Raw genomic sequence first — 25,253 nt, forward strand, 5'->3', positions numbered from 1 at the left:
TCAGGTTTCGGAGCTTGTTTGCTCCGACGCCGTGTGGTCGGTGTGGAAAGTGGGGGTTGGCGGGTTGGGGTCGTCGTGGTGGAAGAGTTCGACGCCGGGCGGGAGTGGTGGGTTGACTGGGCTGCCGCCGGTGCGGCGAGGGGTGCTCGTTGGTTTGGCCGTGGGTGTGGCGGTGGTCGTCGGCGCCGGTTGAGCATCGATATCGCGAACTGGCGACGCCTCGCCGGTCACCGATTCTTGCTCCGTCGGCACGAGGTTTCGTATCACGTGGGGTGCGCGGCCTTCGAAGTTCTCATGAAGTTCGATCACCCTGCCCTTGAACCGATTCAGCAGGGCGGTATAGACCATCGTCTGGAATTTGCCAAATTGTGGGTGACCGAGCTGTGGTTCCTTGTGATTGATGTACGCGCGGACCGGCCCGTCATCGATATCTCTGTACTCGATGCGGCACTGGACCGTGAGACCGCCGATCTCGATATCGATTAGCTCTGGAATGTCGAAATCATCTCGCAAATCGTGGTGCGACGGGCCCCTGGCCTCGAGTACGTGCAGCACCAGGGAGTCCGGTCCGCTGTCCGCGTGCACGCCCGCCACGATTCCGGTCACCGAGTACCTGCTGTTGCCGAGTAGGAGCCCGAGCCGCTCGACGACCATGGTGCCGGATACCGTCGGCCCGCTCGGTACAGGTTCGGAAGCGGCATCGTTGGGTGCCTCGCGGCCGGATGCTGCCGACTGTGCCTCCGTGGTGGTGTGTTCGTTCGGCAGCTCATTCGCGTCATCGCCCGCGTGGTACTGGATGTTCGTGGCCTCGGACGATGTCGGCGCATCGGCAGTGGGGGCCTCCGGTTCCGAGGTCGCATCGGTCTGCTGTTGCGCCGATACGCCACCTGGCTGGCCTGCCGACGTGGGCGAGTGGTTGGGCTTCGAAAACGTCACATCGACGATGAGGTGCTCCCCGACGGGGCCGATCAAATGGTTGACGGTCACCTCGGTGAATCCCATGCCACCGGCCATCTTGCCGGTGAACGTCCGGCGTGCCGCATCCTCGGGGGAAAGCCCCAGATCCTGTCTGTACGCGTTGAAGGTGTCGATATTGTCGGAGAAACTGTCGCCCACCGACCATGGAGCACGGATCGCGCGCACGTGGGATCCGATCTCGGTCATCAAGTCTCGGAACATCTGTTGGCCCGAGGGCGTGCCCTCCGCCGCGCCGATCTGGAATAGGAGGACACCCTCCTGATCCACCCATCCGTGGATGCCATCGTTCTCGCCGGCGCGGTAAGTGTTCGAGTACATGGCGATTGCGACATCAGCGTGGCGATCCAGGTATTCGGCGGCTGTTTCGGCCGCGGGAACGGGTTCCCGGGGGAAGTAACGGTCGCTCCACACCGCACGTGCCTCGGCGCGGGCCGATTCTGGCGCTCCCCGCGAGCCCGACACCTCGTTGGGATACAGCTTCGCCAAGGTCGACCATTCGTTTTCCTGCAACGGTCCGTCGATGGTGCGGGGCCGTTCGAAGTCCAGTGCCGTCGCCGCGCGGGTGGGCCGGTCGGGAATGCCGTCGGCAAAGTGCTCGGGGAACCTGTCGGAGTCGTGTCGACCGAGCAGTCTGCCCAAAGCCTGTTCCGCCTGGACTCGATCCGCCGCTTCCACAGGCGAGTACACCAGTGCACGCGTCTGCTCTATAGCACCCGACCCTGGTACGAATTCGTGAATCATGCCGTCGTCGGTATTCGGATCGCGCACTTCGACGACTCTGCGGCCGTCGTAGACGAGCGTTCTGGCGCGGTTCACACGATCGATGCGCTCCAGCACCACCGCGGTCTGTCCGGGGAGTCCATCCCTCATCAGCTGCTCGGCGATCTGGTCGGCCGAACCGAGGTCGCGCAACTCGGCGCCCGCTGTGTTGAGTGCCACGTGTGCTTCCTCGGACAGCGCGCTCAGATCCCGCGGCGGTTCGGCTCGACCGCCGCCGCGTTCGCCGCCGTCGGCACCGTTGACGCCCCCAGAACCATGCGCCCTGCCGCTGTCCTGCGCGCCGACTGTCGGCGTCGAGGACGAGGAGGTCCGGTGCCGCTCAGCGGGGTTTGCAGCCGAGCCGGCTTCATCGTCAGCCGCATCGCGGTTCGTGCCGACAGCAGTCGTCTCGGTATTGCGGTCCCTGTCCGGTGATTCGGGCGCTGGCGCCGGGATGCGGTCGGTCTCCGCGGAGGCGCCGTCCTCTGGGTGGTTCGGGTCGGCGGCATGCGCCACAGGCGCGGGCTCGGGTGCGGCTTCGTCGGGTGCCTGGCGGTCGGGTGGTGCCGACTGCGCCTCCGTGTCATCAGCCGGATAGGTCTCGGTGACGGTGCCCTCGGCGATCACCGCCTGCGGCCTGGGCAACTCCGATGCCGGAGCTTCCTCCTCGATTTCGGCAGGGTTCGCCGGGGTGAGGCCTTTCGCCCCGATGATTCGTCGTCGGGTGGCCACCGCCACCATCGTCGCCCGATCGCTGCTGGTACCGAGTTTGACTCGAATGCGTTCAAGGCGGTAAGACACAGCACGGACGGCTATTTCGAGGGTTTCCGCGATCTCCCTGGTCGTTCTGCCTTCTGCGACCAGTTCGAGCACGTCGAGCTCACTGGGGGACAATCCTCCACGGCCGGGAGACAGTGTCGGGGCAGGAGGCGAGCTCGCCTCATGCCGCTCGGTGCGGGACGGAGCCAGCAACGCGGCCAGCCGGGCGGCGGCATCGGTAGTGGTGGCGGTTTCGGCAGGTTCGATAGCAATCGTGGTGGCCAACTTCCGGACAGCACGCCACAGTATGGGGTCTTTGGCCTCGACGTCGTTGGGTGGCAACGGTTTCGCGGCCGGCACAGGCCCTCGCGTTGGGTGGAGTTGGCGGATCTTCTGCTGCTGGACAGGGTCGAGGGTGGTGCGGATGCCTTCTTGTATTTGGCTGCTGTTCGCCTCCGCCAGCGACCGGCTTGCTGGTCCGAATTCGTCGATGTCGATGCCGGCCACGAAGATTTCCCAGATTCGCTGTCGGAATTGGACGAACTCGAGGTGCTTCGCCATCAGGTTTCGGGCGTTGAGGACCACCCACTCCTCGACGCCGCGTTCGCCGATTTGCGCGAAGCGATCGACCGCTCCGGTGCACGCTCGGTCGGTGATGTCTCTTGCCGCTCGGTGCTCACCAACATTCGCCAGCACCCACTGAAACACCCTGGTGCCGAACTGTTCCTGGATCTCACGGACCGCCTGCTCCGTGCGGCTTTCCGCGACATGGTGTTCGAGTCGTTGACGGAACTGCTCGATCGATGTGTTGGGCGCCGCAATTGTCTCGCCCGGTTCCGGACGCATATCCGCGTCATCGGCCGGATTGTTGGCTGGCCTACGGTTCGTAGTCTCGGGCTTAGTTGCTTCGGTGGCGGGGACGGTGGTGCTTTGTTCCGGATGATTTCGTGGTATGTGGTGCTGGTTCGGGACCCAGTTCACGGGGTCTTCTGGGATTTCGTTGTTGTGGTGGAAGGCCAGGGCTTGGTCCATCAGGTGTTTCGGCCGGTTGAGGCCGACGAGGCGGTGGCGATCGGGTGCGAGTAGGTTGTGTCCGGGGTGATGGAAGGCTTCGGCGCCGGGGGATTGGCCTTCGGCTGTTGTCCTGCCTGCCGGGCGGGGAGGCGTGGATTCGGCGGAGACTTCCGCCGCGTCGTCGGGGGTCGTGTCGGGCGTGCCGGCGCTGGTGTGATCGTTGGGGCGCAGTGCGCCGGCGTTGCGTGGTTGTAGGGCTCGCCTCCGGGCTATGTCTGGATCGGTGCGAGGGTTGTGTTCCAGCTGTTGCTGTCGATACTGCAGTGTGCTGCCGTCGGCGTCCAGGCGGGTCAGTATCAGAATATGCATGTTCTTCACTGAGAACCCTGGGTACTGCAGGTGGAGCACCTCTTTCGGATATTCTGCCTTCCGGTCGTATTTCCAGATCCGTTCACCGTCGTAGTGCAGCAGAAGCAGAAGCCCGAGTCCGTCGACTATTCGGGAGTTCAGCAGTATCCCTGCACCGGGTCCCATATCGGTCAGGAGCCGCTCTATTTCATCGAGGCCGCCGTCGATCCGTTGGTGGTGTGCTCCGGCCAGCCAGGCCAATGCTGCTGGTGGGACCAGTTTGTTCACGGCTAGTGGTTGTTGCACGTCGAATCCGAGGTTTCGGGCGTCCTCGAATACTGTTGCCACGCAGGTGGCGGTCACAGCGCCGGGCCGGGGCTGAGGGACGCCCGCGACAGCCCCAGCGGACGCGGTCGCCGTTTCCTGCTGCGGTTCGGCGGGACGCTCCTTCGGCGCATGGGGTGATTCGATCGTAACGTCCTGGATACGGCCGGGATCGGCATCAGTGTGTGTGGGCGATGATCCGGAACTGGCTGTGGCCGAGACGGATTCGCTGTCGGCGAGACCGCGCCCCCGCAGGGGCGGAGCGCTCGAGGTGGTGTCACCGCCCGCTAGCATATTGTCTTCGTCGTGGTACGGGTCCGAATCCCATCGGGGGTACGGCCAATTCATCCACCCCGGAAATGGCAGTGGTTGGGAGTCGGCGCGCTGGATGGCTTCTCTTCGCCGATCGTCGGGCGCGTAGTTCTTATTCCAGAACGCGTCTCGTTCGGCGCGGAAGTGGCTCACGATGACGGGCAGAGGGTCCATGCCCATCATGTGGGAGACGCCGGGGAAGAGATACAGCTTCGATGTCGGGATCAGCCTGGCGAGTTTGCGGCTGTGCTCGACAGGTGAGAATGGGTCGGCGGTGCCGTGCACGATGCGCACCGGGACGCTGATGTCGTCGAACCGGATTCCCCAATGCCCGGTCAGCTGATTGGAATCGTCGACCCACGCTTCCGGGTAGTTGCGCACCGCGCGCTGATAACCTCGTGCGAGTTCTCGGCGGTATGTGCCCGCGAACATGTGGTCCAACTTCTTGAAGTCCGGCGCGTTCTTACGCAGCAGCACCTCTCCATCCCGAGCGATTTCCCTGGCCAGGGCGGTTTGCATCGCGGTCCTGTCGGGCGCCGAGTACACCCCCCGGTTCGCCTCGCCCATGCCGGCTATCCACTCAGCCATGTCATCGAGCCTCGGAGCAGTGCCCACGAGGCAGACGGCCTTGGCGACGAGGTCGGGATACCGCGCGGCGGTCGCTATGGCCACTGATCCACCGCCGGATCTTCCGATAACGCCCATTTTCTCGAACGCGAAGAGGTCTCCCCCGATGTAACCGATGTCGTCGGCGCAATCGGCCACGGTTCGCTCTGGCAGCGGAGTCGAGTCGCCGTAACCAGGTCGTTCCACGACGATGAGCGTGAATCCGAGCGCATTCAGCAGCCCAGGATCTGGCAGCGGCCCGTCGACTCCGACTGGTGTGCCGGGCGACATTATGAGCGGGAAGCCGTACGGGTGGCCCAGTAGCCGGAAGTGAACGATCCTGCCGTCCGGCATTTCCGCCTTGTAGAGTGTCGAGATACGGCCCAGGTCGGCGGTTTCGTCGGGTTCGGGAACCACGTGTACCCGCTCGTCTGGCAGTGCAGCGGCATGGTTTTTCGCCCCGCGGGCCCATTCGCGTCGCATCTCGATCGAATTATGTTCCTGTTGAGGATGATCCGATTGCATCGAGATTGTCGGTTCGATCTCTGTAGCCGTGCCTGCATCACTGTCAGCGGAGTCGAGCGGTTGTGCCATCGCCCTCCCGGTGACTTCGCCACTCGGCGGATTTGCCTGCTCGTCCTCGAGGGGAATCAGTCGACCGCCTGTGACGGATTGCTCGGTCCATTCGAAGATCGTTATGAGGACCCCGAGTTCCTCGAATTCTTCCGCGTGGCCGCTGACGTCGGCAAGTTCGGCGACGCGGTCGATCTCCCGTCGTATCTCGGCCAGCCGGTCTTGCGCCTCGGCCGACGGCAGGTTCACGCGGTCGAAGCCATAGCCGTGCAGACTGGCCATGGCGTCATGGTAGGCACGCTGGAAGGCGCGTTCGGGATGGAACATGGAGTCGATCGCCAGCCGGTGGTCCGGGCCAGCGGCCACCGGCACGTCGTCGATCACCGTTCCCTCGGGGCTACACAGACGGTCCAGCTCAGCCACGATCTGGCTGTGGGCCCGATTCAACCTGTCCGCGCTGATTGCCTTGCCCTCCCGATGGTATTGTGCCTCCAACCGGTTCATTTCGGCCATCCGCGCCAGCAGATTGATGATCCGCTCGGCCGCCTCCGGACTTGGTTCGACCGCTTCACCTCGTTCTGCAGCTGGTGATTTCGACTCGGGGGCGTTCGCTGTCGTGGGCACAGCCTGGTCGGCTTCGAGGGTCGCCTCCTGACTCGGTTCAACCACCGCGTCGCGATCATCGCGGGGCGATTGCACCGCCCGTGCCTCCGGATCTGGCGAAGGCCCCTTGACGCCGAGCGCGCCACCGGAGGCGGCCGGTGCTTTCGCGCTAGCGTCGGCCGTAGCCTCTGATCTCCCGGGACTGCTTGCGGCCAGACCTGTTTCGCTGGCGGCGGTGATCGGCTGCGGTGCGAATTCACGGCTGGGGTCGGCGTCCGCATGCGTCGGCGACGATTCGGTCCGAATCTCGGTAGTAGGCCTAATCACAACGAGGTTCTCGGGATGCTCACGGAAGGCCTCCTTCAGCAGCGCCTCTGGCGGGGCGAGATCCGGCCGAATCTCACCGGGTGCTGCGTAGTGCGCCGTCGGCCCGGTGGCCGGGAGCGTGCCGCCGCCAACGAAGCTTCCTGGTACCGGCACGGTAGCGCCTTCCCAGTTCTCCGGCACCGGCCCGACTTCACCGACTGTCGGCGTCGAGGACGAGGAGGTCCGGTGCCGCTCACCGGGGTTTGCGGCCGGGTCGGCTTCGTCGTCAGCCGCATCGCGGTTCGTGCCGACAGCAGGCGTCTCGGGATTGCGGTCCCTGTCTTGTGATTCGACCGCTTCACCTCGTTCTGCAGCCGTCGGCACCGCAGGCTCGTCAGAGCCGTCCAGGCGCGTTGTTTGTGGCGCGGGGGAGGGCGCATCAGGTTGCTCGGTTGTCGGCTCGAGGTTCGACGGATCTGGGGCGCTCGCAGTCGTGGGCACAGCCTGGTCGGCTTCGGCCGATTGCGGCTTCTCGGCTGCTTCCGGGCTGGATTTGCGGTCTGGCGCTGTGCGGGGTTGTGGCTGGTCCCAGTTCACCGGGTCGCGTTCGTGTTCATCATTGTGGTGGAAGGCCAGGAACTGGTTCGCCAAGTGCTGTTGCCTGTTGCCGCCGATGAGACGGTGGCGATCGGGCGCAAGCGGGTTGTGTCCGGGGTGGTGGAAGGCTTCGGCGCCAGGGGTTTGGCCTTCGGCTGCGGTTCCGTCGGTCGGGCGGGGAGGTGTGGATTCGGCGGAGGTCGCTGTCGCCGAGTCGTTTTCGTCCTGTTGCGCTGGTGTCGGGGTGTTCTCGGCGGGGGCGGCCGACTGAACTTCGGCGGCGTTGAAGTGCAGTTCTGGGCCGGGGGCTCCGTCGATCTGGGGTCCGCCTGTGGAGCCGGTGGCCGGTGGCTTGTCGTGGGAGTGGGCTGCGGTTTCGGAATCAACGGTGTCCGGCGCCGTTTCGGGGATGTCGCCGTGGTGCCGCAGCCAATCCTGAAGTTCGGCTTCGTAGCGCCGAGACCCGCGCCCCCACGGTCCAGGTCCGAACTCGACCCGAACCGAATCCATGCTTGTTGCAGACTCTTCCGCAACTCCGATCAGTCGTGCGACCTCGGTATCGACGGTCGATATCCGGACGGTTTCCACCGTCGGCCACGACCGGTATGGCCAGAATGTGAATACCGCCGGAGATCCGTCAGCTCCCAGTTGTCCGGTGGCCACGGCCACATGGCTCAATCCATTGAAAAGGACCAGGTCACCACGTTTGGGTAGCAGCGTGTTCGGATTGCCCGCGGAATACTCACGGACGCCATGCGGTGCTAGGGCCAGCAACGACAAATTGCCGTGCTGCGTGCTCTCTTCCGGTGTGATCTCCGAGCCGTCTTGCCACGTCATGTCTGTGCCGCCCGCCTGCGCCACGATCCTGTTGTTCCACCATTCGAATCGGATGTACGTCTGCAGGTAGCGGTGGTCCAATACGTGTCCGAGGACGCCGCCGTAGAGCGGCAGTTTGATGCAGTTGAATACGGTGTTCAGGTTGAACCCCGGCGGTCCGGAATTCGGCGTAGCGGTGAGCGCCCAACGGTCGAATCCGTGGAACTCCAAGGGTAGTTTTCCGCTGGCCCAGATCGCTTGTTTGCCGAGCAGCTGCGTTTCGATGACGTCTGCGACTATCGATCCGGCTTCGGAAGGGTCGAGGTCCTCGGGCCGGGGGATGATCGGTGCACCGTGCCCGGCGAGCTGAGCAGAGTCGACGCTCATCGGCAAACCGGCTGCGTGATGCTTGGCTGCTGCCTGTTCCAGAAGGGCGATCAACGATATGCGGCCCGAGGAATCCAGGTCGGATGTGGCGGCCGTGAACTCCTGCAACTTGTCCGGGTCGTCGAGATGGCGCCGATAAGCTCCCGAGAGCACGTCGTCCGGACCGAATGGCAGGCCAGCGGTCTTCTCCTGCAAGGTATTCCATGCTCGCTCACGCGCTCGGCGGGCGGCACGCTGCAGTTGCTCGGTCAGCCAGGCTCGTTTCGCGTCGCGGTCGGCGACGCCGGTGGTCGACCTGCTTTCGCTAGCGGATCCGGTCTGTTCCTGTCCGAGTGATCGGTGCTGGTCTGTTGGGTTTTCGGCTGCAGGTTCGACGATACTGGCCGCTGCGTGCTGCTCGGCATCATGGGAGTTCGGTGCTGCCGGCTCGTCGGCCTGCGAGGTTGCCGGGGGTAGCTCACCTGGCGCGGCACCTGAATCCTGTGCGTCCCTCGGGGCTGGTCGTTGCGTGCCCCGAGCAAAACCGCCACCGTCGGCATGGGGTTCCACGAGCCTGTTTATCCGTTGGTGTCTCGGTACTGGGCCGCCGCGGTCCCAGGGCTTGCCGCGGTCGTCGAAGGGATTTTCGAGGTCGGGGAAGCCGCCGATCAGGCCTGGACGCCTTGCCGGTTGCTGTGGTTCGTGGCGCCTCCAAGGTGTCGGACTCGGCTTGCGGTTCTCCGGCGACCCTGGTGCGGGTGACTGGGGCGTGTGCTCGGCAGCGGGTGTCGACTCGGTCTGCTGGGCGCGGGGCCGTTGTGTGCTCCAAGGCGTTGCCCCCGATTTCTTTTCCGAGGTGGTTTGGGTGCCAGGGGCACCCGGCACATTCGGCGCAATCGCAGGCCGGTTGCCGGGCTCGGCCGCGCGAGCCTGGAGCTCGGCGGGTGCCGACGCGTCGGGGTGGCGCACGGCGATCGCGGTGACCACGGTGTCGACGTCGGCATGGAACCGTCCCGCGAACACCGTCGGAGACGAGTCGGACACGGTCGCACCATCGGTGGACAGATGTGCCTCGAAGGATCCGGACCGCGGGTCGGCGGTGCCGGGATGGAGTACTACATCCACCTGATTATGGTGGAGTTGACGTCCGGTCAAGCGGCGGTGCACGTCGAGGGCGTTGTCTTTGACGGAGATCAGTACCTGGTCCCAGTGCACGTCGGCGTGTTCCCATGCGAGGTCCCGCATGCGGGAGCGTTCCTGCCGCTGGGTCACATTGAGCATCAGGGCAGACTGCACAGCGACATGATCCTTGGCATCAAGACCGATGATCCGGAAGGTCGCGTCGCCGGTGAGCGCTACGCCGGCGAACTTGTCGCTGCGGGCGGTGGCACCGATCAGGTTCCCGGGCCAGTGCGGGTCGCCGTCGGGGCCCGGCCGGATGGGCACATCACCCAGACCCAGATCCCGCACTGCTTGATCGGCGCAGTGCAGCACAGCCATTGTCGAGCTGCGCTCGCCACCGCGAAGTTCCACTGTGTGCACTTCGGGCGGCAGGACGTTCCGCAGCAGCCCCGTACCCGACTGCGGCGCAGCAACTTCCAGACGTGTCGACTCGCCCGCCACACCGTCGACAGAGCGGAGCCCGAGTTCGGCGGGCGCTGTCCACGTGTGTTGCTGCGTCTCTGCGGACGTAGAGGGTGTCGTAGTGGGGTGTTCGGTGGCGTGCTCATGGTGCGACCGCGGTGTTGTCGAGGACAGGTCAGGTGCCGTCGAACGCTGTTCCGGCATTGGCGTGTGGCCACGGTCGGTCGGCAGTATCACTGATGGTTCGCCGCTACCGGTTCGGGAAATGCCCGTTGGAGGATCCGGTTGGGTCCCGGACTCCCGCAGCGCGATGCCCGTGAGGACAATTCCGCCGCGGACACAGAATGCTCCGGTAACGGTCGATGGCGGAAGATCGGGCTCTGTAGACAGTTTCGCCTCGAACGTACCTGCGGTGGGTTCTGCGCTATGAGGGTGGAGCGAAACCTCTACTCGGTCGCTGGTGGACTGATGACCGCTTATTCGGCGATGCAGGTCGAGGGCATTGTCCTTGGCGGAGACCGAGACTTGATCCCAATGGATCCCGGGATGCGCCGAGGTGAGTTTCTGCAGATGGCGGCGCTCCTTCGAGCTGGTGATGTCGACCATCGCATCGGGCTGAACCGCCACGTGGTTCTTGGCGTCGAGGCCGATGGCTACTGTCGGAGCGTGGGCGACCGCCGCCGCCGAGTAACCGTCCATCTGGACGGTGGCACCGACCAGGCTTCCGCGAAACCGCGGTTCTCCGTCAGGCCCTACCTCAATCGGCTCGTTCACCAGACCAAGACCTTGTAGTGCCTGTTCGACACACAGGCGGACACTCATTGCGGCACTGTGGTCGTCGCCGATGATCTCCGCCGCGTGCACGTCACTGGGGAGTACCTGGCGGATCAATGATCGACCCGCTGCTTCAGGGGCGGTTGTGCTTTCGAATTCTCCCGTCCCGACACCGGGCTGATCGTTCTGTCGCGGTGACTCCGCGGTGCTGGGACTGTCGACACGGCCCGGAGCCGACTGCTGGAGAAATGTAGACAGTGGCGAGTCGGCGCCATCGAGCAGCCCGTGGCGCCTGGCCTCCGCAAGGGTCTGAACCCTACCGGTAGTTCCGAGTTTCACGGACGCACTGGTCTGACAATTGTGCACGGTCCCCGGACGCAATCCCAGTGTCGCCGCGATCTCGTCGTATGACCGTCCTTCGTCGAGCAGCCTGAGCACCGCGATCTCGCGCTCGGACAGCCTGCGCTGGCCGGTTCGGCCAGCTGCAACTTCCGGATCGGCAGGTTGCTGTTGCGCTGAGGGCTGGTCATCCGAGCCCATGGTGTTTTCGTTGACGCCAGCAGTTGTCGGGTTGCGCTGTGGGTCGGGTACCGCGGGTTCGACGGATTCCTCGGTGGACGGGGTTGATTCGGGTTTGTCTTCTCTGTTGGCTCCGCGTGCGTTGCCGCCGCCGTCCATGCGGACTTTCCCGAGTTCTTCTACGCGTCTGTTTCCGCGTAGGCCGCCGGGGTTGAGGACGTTACGCAGGTCGCCGAAGATGTCGGCCTCGGGGTCGGGGACGCCCATGAATCCGGGAAGGGCTGGGGGCCGGGCTGGTTTGCGTATCGGCTCCGGAGGTGTGCTCGTTGCCGCCGGATCCGTAGTCCGGGCTGCGTCGGTGCCTTCGGTGGAGTGCGAAGCGGTGTCGCCGGGCGGCTGCCGGCTCGGCGCGGCCGCGGGATGACTGCTCCTTGGTGTGGTCGGGCGGGATGTTGGTTCGGATGTGGGGGCGTTGCCGTCCGCCGAATCAGAAGCCGGTAGTGCCCTGTGGGCAGGCGGTGTCGTAGGTGAACTAGCTCTGGCGGCGCTCGGAGGGAGATCTGCGCTGTCCGATGGCCGACCGTTCGACGGCTGTCGCGGGTTGCTCGAGTAATCGGAGGCCATCGACCAGGGGATGTCGGCCTCAGCCAGTGCTGCCTGTAATTCGCTGTCCGGAGGCTCTCGATGGAATACGAGGTGGTCGATGTCGGCGACCGTCACACCGCCGTGGATCTGTGCTTCGACATAGCTGTTGCGAGTGAAATTCTCACCGGCATAATCGCGACCGACACCCTCGAGGCCGAAATAGCTGAGTTCGCCGTGGTGACTCGGGGTGGCTGCGAACGACTCGGGCTGAGGATCGGTGACTCTGCTCGGGACAGCCTTAACGCCGAGCGTGTCACCGACACTCGCTGTCGTTCGTTGCGCCACTGCTGCTTTGAAGACAACGTCCACGTCACCGTATTCGGAGAGGGCATCGTTCCGGTAAGCCCGAAGGGCCCCACTCGCCCGAACATATCCGTAGACCGGCCGCTTTTCCACTGGAAGATCGGGTGGGTAACCATACAGCGCCTGCTCGAGCGTCACCTTCCTAGCCAGGAAGCGTTTCAACAACGCTTGTCCTGCGGCAAGTTCGAAATCGGTCTTGAATCGGCCATCCCGAAGAATCTTGTGCAGAGAAATGGCCATGGTGCGAGTTACGATCTCGCCGTCGAATGCTTCCGTCAGCTCTTCGGTCATCAATCCACGGAGCTGATCTGGTGTTATCCCCAACTCCGCCGCCAAGGCTGCGGCTCTGCGCTCATTGCCGACATAGCGCTCGACGTAAACACGCTCCCCGTCATCCGGGATGCGCCGTTCGGCCTCGTCGCGGAGTTCCTGTGCTTGCGGATCATCGGCCTGCTCTGCATCGAGAATCCGCTGAAACAGCTCCACCGCATCATCGCTCGGCCTGCGGAACTCAGGCACCTGGCCGGCAGCGGGAGTAGCCGTGCTCGATATCTGACCCGGTGCCGCCGGTGTGATTGTCCGGTCCGGCGCCGGCCGTTCATGGCTCGGGCGGGAACTATCCGAGCTCGTGGTGTTTTCGTTGACGCCAGCAGTTGTCGGGTTGCGCTGTGGGTCGGGTACCGCGGGTTCGACGGATTCCTCGGCGGACGGGGTTGATTCGGGTTTGTCTTCTCTGTTGGCTCCGCGTGCGTTGCCGCCGCCGTCCATGCGGACTTTCCCGAGTTCTTCTACGCGTCTGTTTCCGCGTAGGCCGCCGGGGTTGAGGACGTTACGCAGGTCGCCGAAGATGTCGGCCTCGGGGTCGGGGACGCCCATGAATCCGGGAAGGGCTGGGGGCCGGGCTGGTTTGCGTATCGGCTCCATTGTTGTCGGCGTGTCTCGCTGAGTGGCGCTGTCAGCACCATCCGAGGGGTTGCGCTCAGCGGAATCCGATTGGACCGCACCACCGCTCAATCGCCTCGAGCGTCCCGCCGGATCCGGCCGAGTCGAGGCACTCTGTACCGGCACGGTTCCGTCGCCCGGCGTCCGCCGACTCGGCGCGTCTCGGATTTCGCCCCGGTTACGCTCGATCACCGCATTGATGTCCGCGAGTTCCCGGTGGATCGCGCTGCATTCGGCGCAGGTGGCCACGTGCTCGCGCACAGCTTTCGTCTGGCGCTTGCCGAGACCAGCGCGCACATAGGCGCCGAGATTCTCCGCCACCGGGCGACAGGCCTCCGAGATCGGACGCGACGCGTGCAGCTGTAGATATGCCTGACGCAGACCCTCACGGGCTCGGGCGGCGAGGACGCTTGTGGCGTTCGGGGACAACCCGAGGTCCGAAGCCAGCTCGGCCGGTTTCATGCCCTCGGTCTCCAGGCGCCGCAGCACCATCTGCCATCGCTCGGGCAATGACTGGAGGGCGCGCGCCGCCAGTGAGTTATCGAATTCCTCGACCACCTTGTCGTGGAAGGGCTCCGCGGGAGTGAACTGCTCCAGATTCTCGGTCGCGATTTGCCGGTCCCCGTGCCCGCGAACCGCCCCGGCCACATTACGCACCGTCCTCAGCAGGTACGCCCGGAAATGATCAATCGTGCGCCCCCGGTTCAGCATGGTAAGAACGTTGGCGAAACTCTCGGCTACCACATCATCGACGTGCTCCGGGCCCCGAACCATACGGCCGGCCACGGCGCGGGCGGCGCCGACGTGCCGCTCGTACAGCTGGCCGAACGCTTCGGTTTCACCCGGCTTGACCGCGGCGACCAAAGCCGCGTCGACATCACGCTCCGACGCCAAGCGGCCAGCGGGCTGAGCCCGGCTCTGCTGTCGGGGGACGACCTCGGGGTCGTGCCCCGCCGCCGGTCCGCGTTGCGTCGGGACATGATCATCCGGCGATGGTTCGATGTCGTCGGAATCCGGCCCTGGTTGGCGGCCCGACGTGCCGATGTGGGAATCAGGGCGGGTGATCGACTCGGGAGAGTCTTTCTCGGGGATTCCGGCGACGTCGACTTCGACTGCTTGCGCAACGCCAGCCGCGGTGGCGTGCTGGGGTCGATCTGCGGGCTTCGGTCGTGCGGCCGGGTTCTGCAGCACGTCGGCACCGGGATGACCGACACCGGGGTCGGCTTCTCGCTCGAATACCAGCCCGGTGGGCGCGTTCGGCTGGGACTCCAGAGCCGAATCGGCGGGTCGCAGTCCGAGCCGCCGGAGCGCCTCCCGCGCTCGGGCAGCCACCGCGTCGGGGACCTGATCACCCGAGAGTGCGAGCAGGTCGGTGTTCGTTCCGGCCAGCCAAGCCACATCCGCGACAGTTGCCTGCCGCACCGTGCCGTGTACCTCGACGTCGGCTCCGACCGCAGAGGCAAACCGCTGCACCACGGCATCGCCTGCGAATGCAGCAGAAAAATGGGCGCCGAGCTGAGCGAGGGCGGACGTGTGCAGCTGGTCGATATCCGCCTCGGTGCCGAGCGCCGTTGCAATATCCTCGAGTGAACCCCCCTCCAGGTACCGCATTCTGACGTAGTCGGCCACCTCCGGGGGCAGTTCCTCAATGGCGCTCTGCAGCGCCGAGCGGGTCACTACCCGCAGGGTCGGTGCACCGGGCGACTGAGGCCGGAATCCGATCTCGTCGGTCGTTTCCAGCACGCGGGCAGCGATTTCCGGATCACGGCGGCCCTCGCCTCGGAGCACGCTATAGACCTTCGATGTGGACACTCCCACCCGCTCAGCTACATCCGCCGCGCTGGCTTCGGCCACCCGACCGACAGGTGGCAAGACTCGGTGCGAGGGTGGCTGCAGAAGCCCATGACGGTAGGCCGCTTCGCGTACGGCACGAGCGGTCTCCGAGGTCAATACGGGTCCGTCCCGCAAGACCTTCTCGACGGTTGACACGCCCACGCCTGCTTCACGGGCCACTGCGGCGCGGGTGATCCTGCCGGTGTAGCCGATTTCCGCGGCCACGGTGAGCACGCGCTGTCTGGTGTTCTCGTCCACCGTGCCGCGCCCGTTGCCCAGCACACTATCGACCGTCGTCAAGCTGACGCCTGCGGCACGGGCGACGTCCGGTTTGGTGACCTGCTCCCAGTACCCGAGTCGAGTGGCCGCTTCCTTTACCCGTGTGACTGCCTCTTCGGCAACTGCGGACCGACCCTGCAGCACCATTTCGACGATTTCGTAACTGACGCCGACCTCGTCGGCTACTTCGGCGATGGCTGCTTGTCGTTCAGCGTCCAACCGCGCGGCCTCTGGGCCCAGACCCAGGTGCGGTCCAGTCGGCTGTGATGGGGCCGGCCGCTCTGTCGCAGCATTCGGCGACTGCTCTACACCGGACGGCGACTTCGGCACCTGGCCGACAGCGGGGGTAGCCGTGCTCGACGACCGACCCGGCGGTTCCGGTGTGACTGTCTGGTCCGGTGCTGGCCGTTGATTGCTCGATGGCGTAAGCGCCGCTTCTGTTTCGGAGGTGGTCGGCGCGGGATCAGGGGTGTGGTCGGGGCTACCCCATGGTTGGCCATCGTGAGGATTGACATTGAACCCCATGGCCCACAGCGGCACATCTCTGGGAATGTGGGCCATCGGGGCATGTGGATCCAGCGCCCCGAACGGGTTGTCGAAGTGTTCCACCGCGCCATGCGGCGGTCTGCCGACTTCACGGCCGCCACCCGCCCGCTTCGGTGGTTCGGGTTGGCTCGGCAGGTCGGGGGAACTGTTCGGGTTCGGCTCGCCAGGAGGTGTCAGCGCACCGTTCTCGTCGAACAGGGCAACCCAAACCTTACGGAGAAACGGGTTGTATTCCCTTTCGCCCTTGGCCCGGTCGACCGATGCCTGTTGCGCTATGGCAGGGCTGATCGAGATGACCGGGCCGCCGCGGTCCTTGGTCAGCACCAGCACCGTGTCGTAATTGGCGGTCCACAGCATTCGCACGATCGCGGTCGCAGTGGTGGGCATCTGGTCGATGAGGTCGAAAGCCTCGGTCCACGCCGTGAATTGATGCAGGTTATCGCCTACCGCCTGCGCGATGTCGTATTCGGAGTTGCCGAGGCTCCGGAACTCGCGCCGCGCACCGGGGGGGACGGTGACGACATGTCGTCCGTAGCGGTCGTTGACCACCTGCAACGCCAGTCGTGCCTCTTCCGGCTGCTCGGCAGAGTCGGTGCGTGCACGAGGCGGCGTTCCGAGCAGGGCTGCCGGATCGGTGTGGCCGGGGGCCAGTGCCCGGTTTGCCTGCTCGAGTTCGCTTCGCAACTCGTCGAGCCGACGGGTCAGTTCGGCCACGGTAGCCGGGGCGAGGTCCGGGGCGGCCAGCTGATGTTCCAGGCCGATCACACTCAACGCCAATGTGAGCTGGCGATGGGCCAGCGCATCGAGTCGAGCGACATCTGCGGCCAGCTGCTCATGTTCGGGCGTTCCGGACTGGACTTCTCCGAGCTGAATATATGTGGCCAGGCGTTCCCGCGGTATGTCGGTTTGGGGAGGACTCGCCAGGACAGCGGTGATGTTGTCGTGTCCTCCCGTCGCCAGAGCGCGTTGTTCGAGCGCCTTCGCCGCGGCTAACAGATCTCCCGGGGATTGCTCCAACTCGGACCGGACGATATCGGTAAGAGCCTCGGCCTGGAAAACTTCGTTCCACAGTCCGTCGGTGCAGATCAGAAAAACACCTTTACCCGAAATGGGAACGGTCGTCGCATGGGATTCCTCCGTATCGTCCACAGGGCGTGGACCAAGGAAGCGGTGGATTCGATGTGCGTACTCGACATTCAACGCTTCAGCTTCGGGCATACCGGAATCCACCAGGCGAGGCAGCAAGGAGTCGTCCCTGGTCAACTGTTTGGACTCGCCACCATCCAGGGCCAGCCAATACCCTCGGGTGTCGCCGGCCCAATCGAGCGTGATCTGGTCCTGCTCCACTACCGCCAAAGCGATGGTGGTTTGTGGAGGTCGGTGGGCATTCGGATATTTCTCGGCCAACCCGACAACTGCGGCCTGAGCCGCCGACATCGCGTTCTGCACCAGACGCAACGGATCAAACCGCTGACCAGGCTCGATATTCGTTGCCGCCGTGACCATGTGATCAAGCGCCGCGGCGGTGCCGACGTCCGCTGCCTCGTCGCCACGCGTTGATTTCGACGTTCCGTCACCTACTGCGACGAGATGCACCGGCTCACCCTCGACGACCACCGTCGCGATCTTGAACGCATCCTGGTTGGTGGGGTGGTCCGGGTCCAGGCCGATATCGCTCACCCCGGCAACCGGACCCAGATTCTCCTCGACATGAGGAGGTGGCAACGGCGTTTCTTCGGCATGCTCCGGTGCTGCTTCGAGCTCGGGTCGAGGCGGCTCCGGCTCGGGCGAGACTTCGGGGCCCGAACGTTGTTCGGGCTCGTGTACCGGCTCGGCTGTCGCAGCAGCCTCGGGGTGCGGGGGTAGATCGCCTTGACTCGCCGCGTCCAGTGCCGCCGCGACCCGAGCGACCCGGGCGTCGGCCGCTCGGTATCGGTTCACAGCTTCGGCTGCCAGCCGTGTTCGATCACGGAGATCCGGATAGATCTGCCCGTTGGTCGCATTGTTCGCATCCATCAACGCGGCCAACCACTCTTTCGCCGCGTTGAAGTGATGTACCAGCAACCGGACTCGATCCGGCCCGACAGTCGGATCCGGTTGCTCGAGCACGGCCACCAACTCGTCGAGGTGCCCGAGCATGCCGTGCAGCTTCCGGAAACGCGCTACATCCGCGTGTGACACCGCTACGCGCGGATCGACCACGGCATCGTCGTGTTCGGCCGCGATTCCTTCGCGCACCAACCGCACCTGGCTCACATCGACAGTGGCCAGCAGGCTCAGATCCTCCGCGCTCGCCGGCCTGTCCGATCGTGTCGCGCTCAAGTCGGCCCCAACTTGCTCGACCCGCTCGTCGGCAGCCACGTAGCGCTCCACCGTCTCCGCCGCCAGCCGCTGCTGATCAGCAGGGTCCGGGTACACCTGCCCGTTGGTGGCGTTGTTCGCGTCCATCAACGCCGCCAACCATTCCGCGGCAGCGTGGAAGTGGTGGACCAGCAACCGCAGTCGATCCGGCGCGACAGTCGGATCCGGTTGCTCCAGCACGGCCACCAACTCGTCGAGGTGCCCGAGCATGCCGCCCAGTTTTTGGACGCGGGCTACATCCGAATGCGTCACGGCCACGAGTGGATCGATGATAGCGGCATCGCGTTCGGCCGCAATGCCCTCGCGGACCAACCGCACTCGATCGATATCGGGCGCTGGGGGTGGTTCTGGAGTGGGTGTGGTGCTGGGTTGGGCGTGTGATTCCGCAGGTTTGCCCGGAACGTCGGTTCGGGGTGCAGCCGATGCCGGGCGTGGCTGATTCGGTGTGACGCCGTGGTCCCAGGGCAGGCCGTCACGGGGGTCCACGTTGAATGCCAGAACCTCGAACGGAGCGTCCGCGGGTATGTGTGTTACCCCTGGGCGGCGGCGTGGTCGGCCGACGTCGAGAACCGCGGCGGGATCGATGTCATCGGCGACACGCACCTCCGGACCCGGCGGCCCGCCGATCGCGGGTCCGCCTCCTGTCCTCGGCTGTACCTGTGGTGTTCGACCGGCGCCTGTGTCGAGAGTTGTTTGCTCGGCTGAAACGGCTTCCGCAATCTCTGCTGCCGTGGAGGCAGGTCGTCCGAGTTGCCGGTCGAAAATTTCCGTTCGAATGGGGTTGAGCCATTCTTCGCCGTAGTAGTAATGGTCCTGGACCTGGATTGTTCTGCCCGGGAAGTGATTCACCAGGGCGACATCGATCATGCGGCGGAAGCCGTGGAATCGGGGGTTGTCGACATCCGGATTGTGGAAGCAAATCCAGGCGTGCAGATCCCCGTCGTCGTGATTGCGATACCGGATATTGAACGTCACCGTGAGGCCACCGGTTTCGAAACTGGCCAGCCACGGAATTCGCATCTTACTCAGCATTTCGACGTGGGCCGGCCCTCGGGACTCGATCGTATGCAGCACCAAGGAACCAGATCCACTCGGCTCGCTGATCGCGGTCACCATCCCGCCGACGGAAGTCGTGTTCGCGCCACCCATCCGCTCGATTTCCTCGGGAGTATCCACCACGATCGTGCCGAATATCGCTTGGCCGTCGTCCGCGAGAACCGCGGCGGGATCGACGTCATCGGCGACACGCACCTCCGGACCCGGCGGCCCGCCGATCGCGTGTCCGCCTCCGGCTCGTTTGGGTGGTGTCGCGGGCAGTGGTTCGCTGTCGGTGGTGGGGGCTGGGGCAGGTTGTTCTGGCGCTTGATAGGGCGTGGTGTCGGTCGAGTCCGCTTCTGGTTGCGTGGAATCCGGTTGCCTGGCCGGGCTGACCTCGCCGGGTACGGGATCGGACTGTGGCGGATCGGACTGGGGAGTGGCCGATGTCTCGGCACTGCCTGCGCTGTCCGCAGTGTTGTCCGTGCTTTGCGGCGCGCCCAACGCTTGGCCGTTGGTGGTCGGCTGGTCGGGCGCGTCGGGTGTTGTCGCGGCGGCTGGCTTGGTGAACAACACCCTGACGTGGGAGTTCTCTCCGAGAGAACCGATCACTCCCTCGATCGAGACGTGGGTGAATCCGTATCGGGCGGCGATCTTTCCGGTAAACGTGCCCCGCGCCGCATCCTCCGGCGACAACCACAGATCCTGAATCAGCGCATTGAAGGTGTCGAGATTATCGCGTTCCCCTAAGCCGATTTCCCAGACACCACGGATACCCTGCACATGATGTCCGATGGCGTCCATCATGTGGTCGAACATTATCGTCCCGCTCGGCGTGCGTTCGGTGGCGTAGAGATTGGCTTCCAGCACTCCGTCACGGTCGACCTGCCCGGTGATTCCTTCCGGAGGATGGAATTCGTCGATGGGAGTGACCAAGCCGTACCTGTTGAGGTATCTGTCCAGCGGGGCTTCCAGCGCAGCCTGGCGCATCTGCTCAATGACCTGGTCATGGAATTCGCCTGCACCGCCGCTCAGCAGGGCGAACTGCTCCTGATACACCTCGATCTCCGGCCGCGACAGACCCTCGGCATCGAATTCGGCGCCGCCGCGGCCGTCGAGGCGCAACCTCCTCGAGATCTGATCGAGCACCTGCCGCACGTCCAAATCGGGCGCTGGGGGTGGTTCTGGAGTGGGTGTGGTGCTGGGTTGGGCGTGTGATTCCGCAGGTTTGCCCGGAACGTCGGTTCGGGGTGCAGCCGATGCCGGGACGTGCTCACTCGAATTGCCGTCATTGCGTGGCTGATTCGGGGTCAGGTTGTCCGGTCTTTGTGGCACGCCCGGACCGTATGGCCGGCCCAGCGGATCGTCCTCGTGGTGATGGAAGACTCGGGGGTCGGGTCCAGGTCTGCGTCCGAACCGCCGGTTCTGTTTCGGGTCGGGTGGGAGGTCGAGGGCCGCGCGCTGATTGACATCATGGAAGGGCTCTACGGAGCCGGGTGGTGGTCCAGTCTGCCCACCACCCCCGGACCGCTTTGGTGAATTGGGGCGTTCCGACGGGTCGGAGGCCTTGTCGGCGGTGGTATTGCGCTGCTCGGGCTCGTTCTCGTCCGGTTGGGCGTCGCTGTCGCGCGCAGGAGATGGGAGTGTGGTCTGGAGGACGGTGGTGACCTGGGCGAGGAGCTCTTCGCCTTCCTCGACGGACAGGCCGAGGCGCTCGGCAACCTCGGGCAGCGGATCTCCTTCAACGACATGGAGAACGACCAGGTTCCATGCCTTGCGCGGGTCGGGGAAACCTTCCAGGCCCGCGCGGATGACCTCAGCGAGTTCGACATCGGCGAAGGGAGATTCGGCCATCTCGTCGCCGACCACCTCCTCGAGGACACGTCCGCCGTCGTCGACCACCGATCGATCGAACGAGACGGATCCTCCGGTGAGGACCTGGCGTGCCCAGTCCACGTCGGCGACGGGGATTCCGAGAGCTTCGGCAACCACCGCATCCAGCAAACGGGTCTCGTCCATGTGCAGTCTTTGCGCTTGTATGCCCAGTTCACGATGTACTTTGAGGACGAGCTCGCGGTCCGAACGGTTCAGGCGGGGATTCGTGGCTTCGTAGCGGGCGGAGATGACCGTCCACACGGCAGCCGCCCATGCATGCTGGGCGAACGAGCCACCGGGAGCGTGATTGGCGATCGCCGACATGACCTCGATCCGGCACTGCTGGATGAGTTCATCGAGTTCATCACGGTCCTCGTCCCTCGCCATTCGGCGCACCACGGCCACGGGAATCCCGGCGTAGCGCGCGAAGATCTCCTCTCGGACCGAGCGTTCTTCCGATGATCCGACCCGGGTAGCTATATATCGCCAGAACAGCGCCTGCTCGTCGGGGTCGACTTCGGTCTCGTCCGCGTGCTGATAGAAGCGCTCGATGGCGGCGTTGATCAGGTGGGCCGGGATGCCATTGGCATCCCGCAGCTTTCGCAGCGACAACAACCGCGGTCGCGTCGTGCGGCCGTGCTCGATGTGCTTCAGTGCTCCGGCGCTGAGGGTGCCGGAGAACTTCTCTTGGCTGCGGCCCAGGTAGTGGCGCCACGCTGTGAGCCATGCGTTGACGGTGTCGAAGTCTTCGCCGGGGCTGGGCGGGTGTTGGCCGTCGGGGTCGTACCAGGCGAGTCCTTCACGGTCGTAGAACCAGACGATGGCCTCGCGAGCGATATCGGTCGGTACGTTGTTGGTGGTGCACAGATCACGCAGAGTCGCCGCGGTCGGCTGGTACTCCTGCTCCTCGATATTGCGCACCGTTCTTTGGTTCAACGTGCCCGCGAAGTCTTTTCGGCTCTTGCCGAGGTAGCGGCGCAGCTCGGTGAGCCATTTGTTCACCGCGTACAGGTCGTTGGGATCGAGAGCCGCGGGTCGAGGGACGTATTCGCCGTCGGGGTCGTACCAAGCGAGCCCTTCGCCGTCGAAGAAGAGTAGGAGCGCTTCGCGGGCGAGCGCGTCAGGGATGCCGTTCGCGGCGCAGATGTCGCGGACGGCTTTCGCGCTCAGGTTACGTCTCCTGCTTTCGAAATGCGTCACCAGCGCAGGACTGACCGGCCCAGCAAACTCCACTCGCGTGCGGCCGAAGTAGCGGCGCAGCGCGGCGAGCCATTCATTCGCTGCATATGGATCGTCCGCGTCGAAATCGGCGGGTTGGGGTACCGGCGCCCGATCGCCGGTACCGAACTTCAGACGGATATTTCGGAGATGGACTACTACGGTTTGGCCCGTTATCCCCAGCTGCGCAGCGATTTCTGCGTGCGTTTCGCCAGCGTCGACCAGGGCGAGTACTTCGAACTCGCGTTTGGACAAGGTGGGAGTTGGTGTGTCTGTGGTAGTGGGGTTCACGCCGGGGAGAAGGCCTGCGCGTAGCGCTGCAATCGCCATTGCCGTTCGATCACCGGTGCCGAACTTCTTACCCATGCGCAGGAGGTGGGAGTCAACGGTGCGCTTTGAGATTCTCAGGTCGGTACTGATTTCCTGGCTCGATTTGCCCTCCGCTACCAGGGCGAGTACTTCGATCTCGCGCTCGGACAACGTGGGGGTGGTTGTGTCCGTGGTGGGGTCCTCGCTGGGGAGAAGGCCTGCGCTTACCGCTGCCACCGCCATTGCCGTTCGATCGCCGGTGCCGAGCTTACGACGGATGTTGGTGAGGTGGTTGGTGACGGTGGATTCTGAGATTCCCAGGTCGGTGCCGATTTCCGCGTTCGACTTCCCCTCGGCGGTCAGGGTGAGTACTTCGATCTCGCGCTCGGATAACCCGTGACTCGGAGACTCATTCGGATCAGGCGGTTCGCTGACCGGTGACGGCGATGCACTGCGGGCGGTCCCCGGACCGGCGTGATCGGCCTGCTGGGTAGACGAGTTGGGGACGACCTCCGCTTCGGCCGTCGCTTCGACTGGAGTGGTCTCCGCCGAATCCTGCGTCTGTGCCGGGTCGGGCTCTGACGTATCGAGATCATCGAGGCCCAACCCCGACAGGTCGATGGCGAACGCCGCGGCGCTGGGTTCCTGGCGGACGCCACCGGCGGACTCCCAGATCTCGAACGATTGCTCGATGGTGTTCTTGCCGGGGGAGAACGTGAGGAGCCTGACGGATCTGTCGCTCTGGGTGAGCACGACCTGTGTGCCGCGTCCTCCTTCTCGGCTCGCCTCTTGTTCAGCATCAGACCATTTCGGAAGGTTCTCGGCGTGTCCAGGGGTGAGGTCGTTGACGACCGTCACACGTACGATGCGATCGCCGTCCACGCCTGTGGCGTGGACATGGACGGCGGTTTCCGGATCGAGCCCGTGCGCCTCTGCGAAGTTGTGGAGATGCGCCTTGGCGTTGGTGAGCAGTTCGGAGAACATTTCCTCCACTGCCCAGATCTGCTCATCGGAGAGCCAAGGATGCTCCTCCCGCAGCCTTTGCGATAGCGCGCGTCGCTCGACGCCGATCTCTTCCTGGTACGCGGGCCTCTCGTCGACCGAATCCGCCAACAGTGGCGCCGCGCGGTCGTCCCCAATTTTCCGCGGGGTCGCTTGTTCAGCCTGCGCTTTGGGGGTCGGCGGCTTGGCGGCGCGTTCGACGGGTCGGGGTTCACGGCCGAGGTTCCAGATGACGTGCGTGGAGATGTGCTCGCCGGTGTGGTCGGTGAGTTGGACCCGCAGTTCGTCGCCGGTGACTTCGGCCGTGACGTCGATTACGCCCTGCCCCCACTTGACCGATGCGGTGACGGCGTCGGCGATTTCCTGAACATAGGTGGGGTTCGACCAGTCGCGCAGGATGGTCGTGATCTTTTCTTCTACCAGTTCCGCTTTCGCGGAGTCACCATGCGCGATGCCGCTGATCTGGAAGTGCGAGGAGTGGCGGGCTGGAGCAGGCTCGTGGCCAGGTCTCTTCGTGCCGGGCCGGGGCGGGGTACCCGTGCCGGGCGTTGCCTGTCCCAATCCAGTGGATTCCGCATCCTGCTGCATCGGATTAGTCGCACCTTGGGACGACTGCGGTGGTTGCTGTTTGCGCCGGTTGGACTCGCCAGGATCGCCGCGCATCGGCGCTTGGTCCTCGGAAACAATGCGTTTCGGCTCCGCCGGTTCCGCTGGTGGCTTGCGCTTGCCTGGTTCGGGTTCGCTGTCGCCCATGGATGCCTGGGCCTGGGGGGTCAGGCGGTTTCGTTGGACGGGCCGCTTGGGTTGGGCGAGTTGCCGGGGTGGTGGTCCGGCCACGATGGGCACACCGGTTTGGTCGGGGTTGTATTCGAGGCTGTCGGGGTTGTTTTGAGGGTCCGTGGGTTTGTGGGGTGCGCCGGGGGTTTCGAGGTTGGGTTCGGTGGCGTACCGGTTGGGCAGAACGGGTGTGGGGTCTGGTTGCTCGGGGTTGGTGTCGAGGTGGGTTGCGGGCGCGGCGTCATGTCGGCCTGGCAGTGGTTCGGGGACCTCTGGGGGGCGTGGCTGTGCTGAGCCGGGTAGGTTCGCGCGATCGTCGTCAGGGTCCTGGGAGGTCGAAGTGAAGGCCGGGGAATCGGTGGGCAAGCGAGTCGGGGTTGCCGAGGGTACGCGCGGGATGACGGGTATGGCGTTGGCGGGCGGCTCGTCCTCCTGGGGGTAGGAGACGCCCGGGATGGTGACATAGTCCCCTGGGGGGCGCTTCCAATGCTCGGCTCGTTCCGCTGGGTTCTGCCAGACGTTGTGTTCCCGGGGGTCGGGCACGGTGGTTCGCGGTGGGTCGGGCACGATCGTGCCCGGTGGGGTGGGGAACTCCTCGGGTTCGGCGGAGGGCTCGTCGTCGGTGCCCAGGCCGATCGCGGCGAAAGATTGTACCTGTGGGGTTGTGGTCGGGTGAGGGTTTTCCGTGGGGTCCGTAGTCAGGGGTCCGGTGGACGGGGGCGGTGTCGGCGGGTTGGTGTGGGCGGCAGGGCTATCGGCGTCCGGTGTCTGGCCCGACAGTGCCGGCGTGATGTAAGGGACCGGGTTCAGTGGGTGCGTTCGGGCCGCGGAGTTGTTCGCGTCGGGCATGGACCCTGACGTCGTTTGCGTGGCGGTCGCGGGAGGTTGTC

Annotated in this window: 1 protein-coding gene (cut by a window edge); it reads right to left on the reverse strand. The window is 65.0% G+C overall.

Annotated features, from left to right (window positions below; all coding sequences use genetic code 11):
• On the reverse strand, positions 1–25,253 hold the 3' portion of the coding sequence (locus AB0M45_RS04635) for an alpha/beta fold hydrolase (protein ID WP_364322819.1). The gene runs 4,531 nt beyond the window's last position; the window shows 25,253 of its 29,784 coding nt (coding positions 4,532–29,784); its start codon lies beyond the right edge, outside the window; its stop codon occupies positions 1–3.

Source organism: Nocardia sp. NPDC051787, from assembly GCF_040681325.1.
Lineage (GTDB): Bacteria > Actinomycetota > Actinomycetes > Mycobacteriales > Mycobacteriaceae > Nocardia.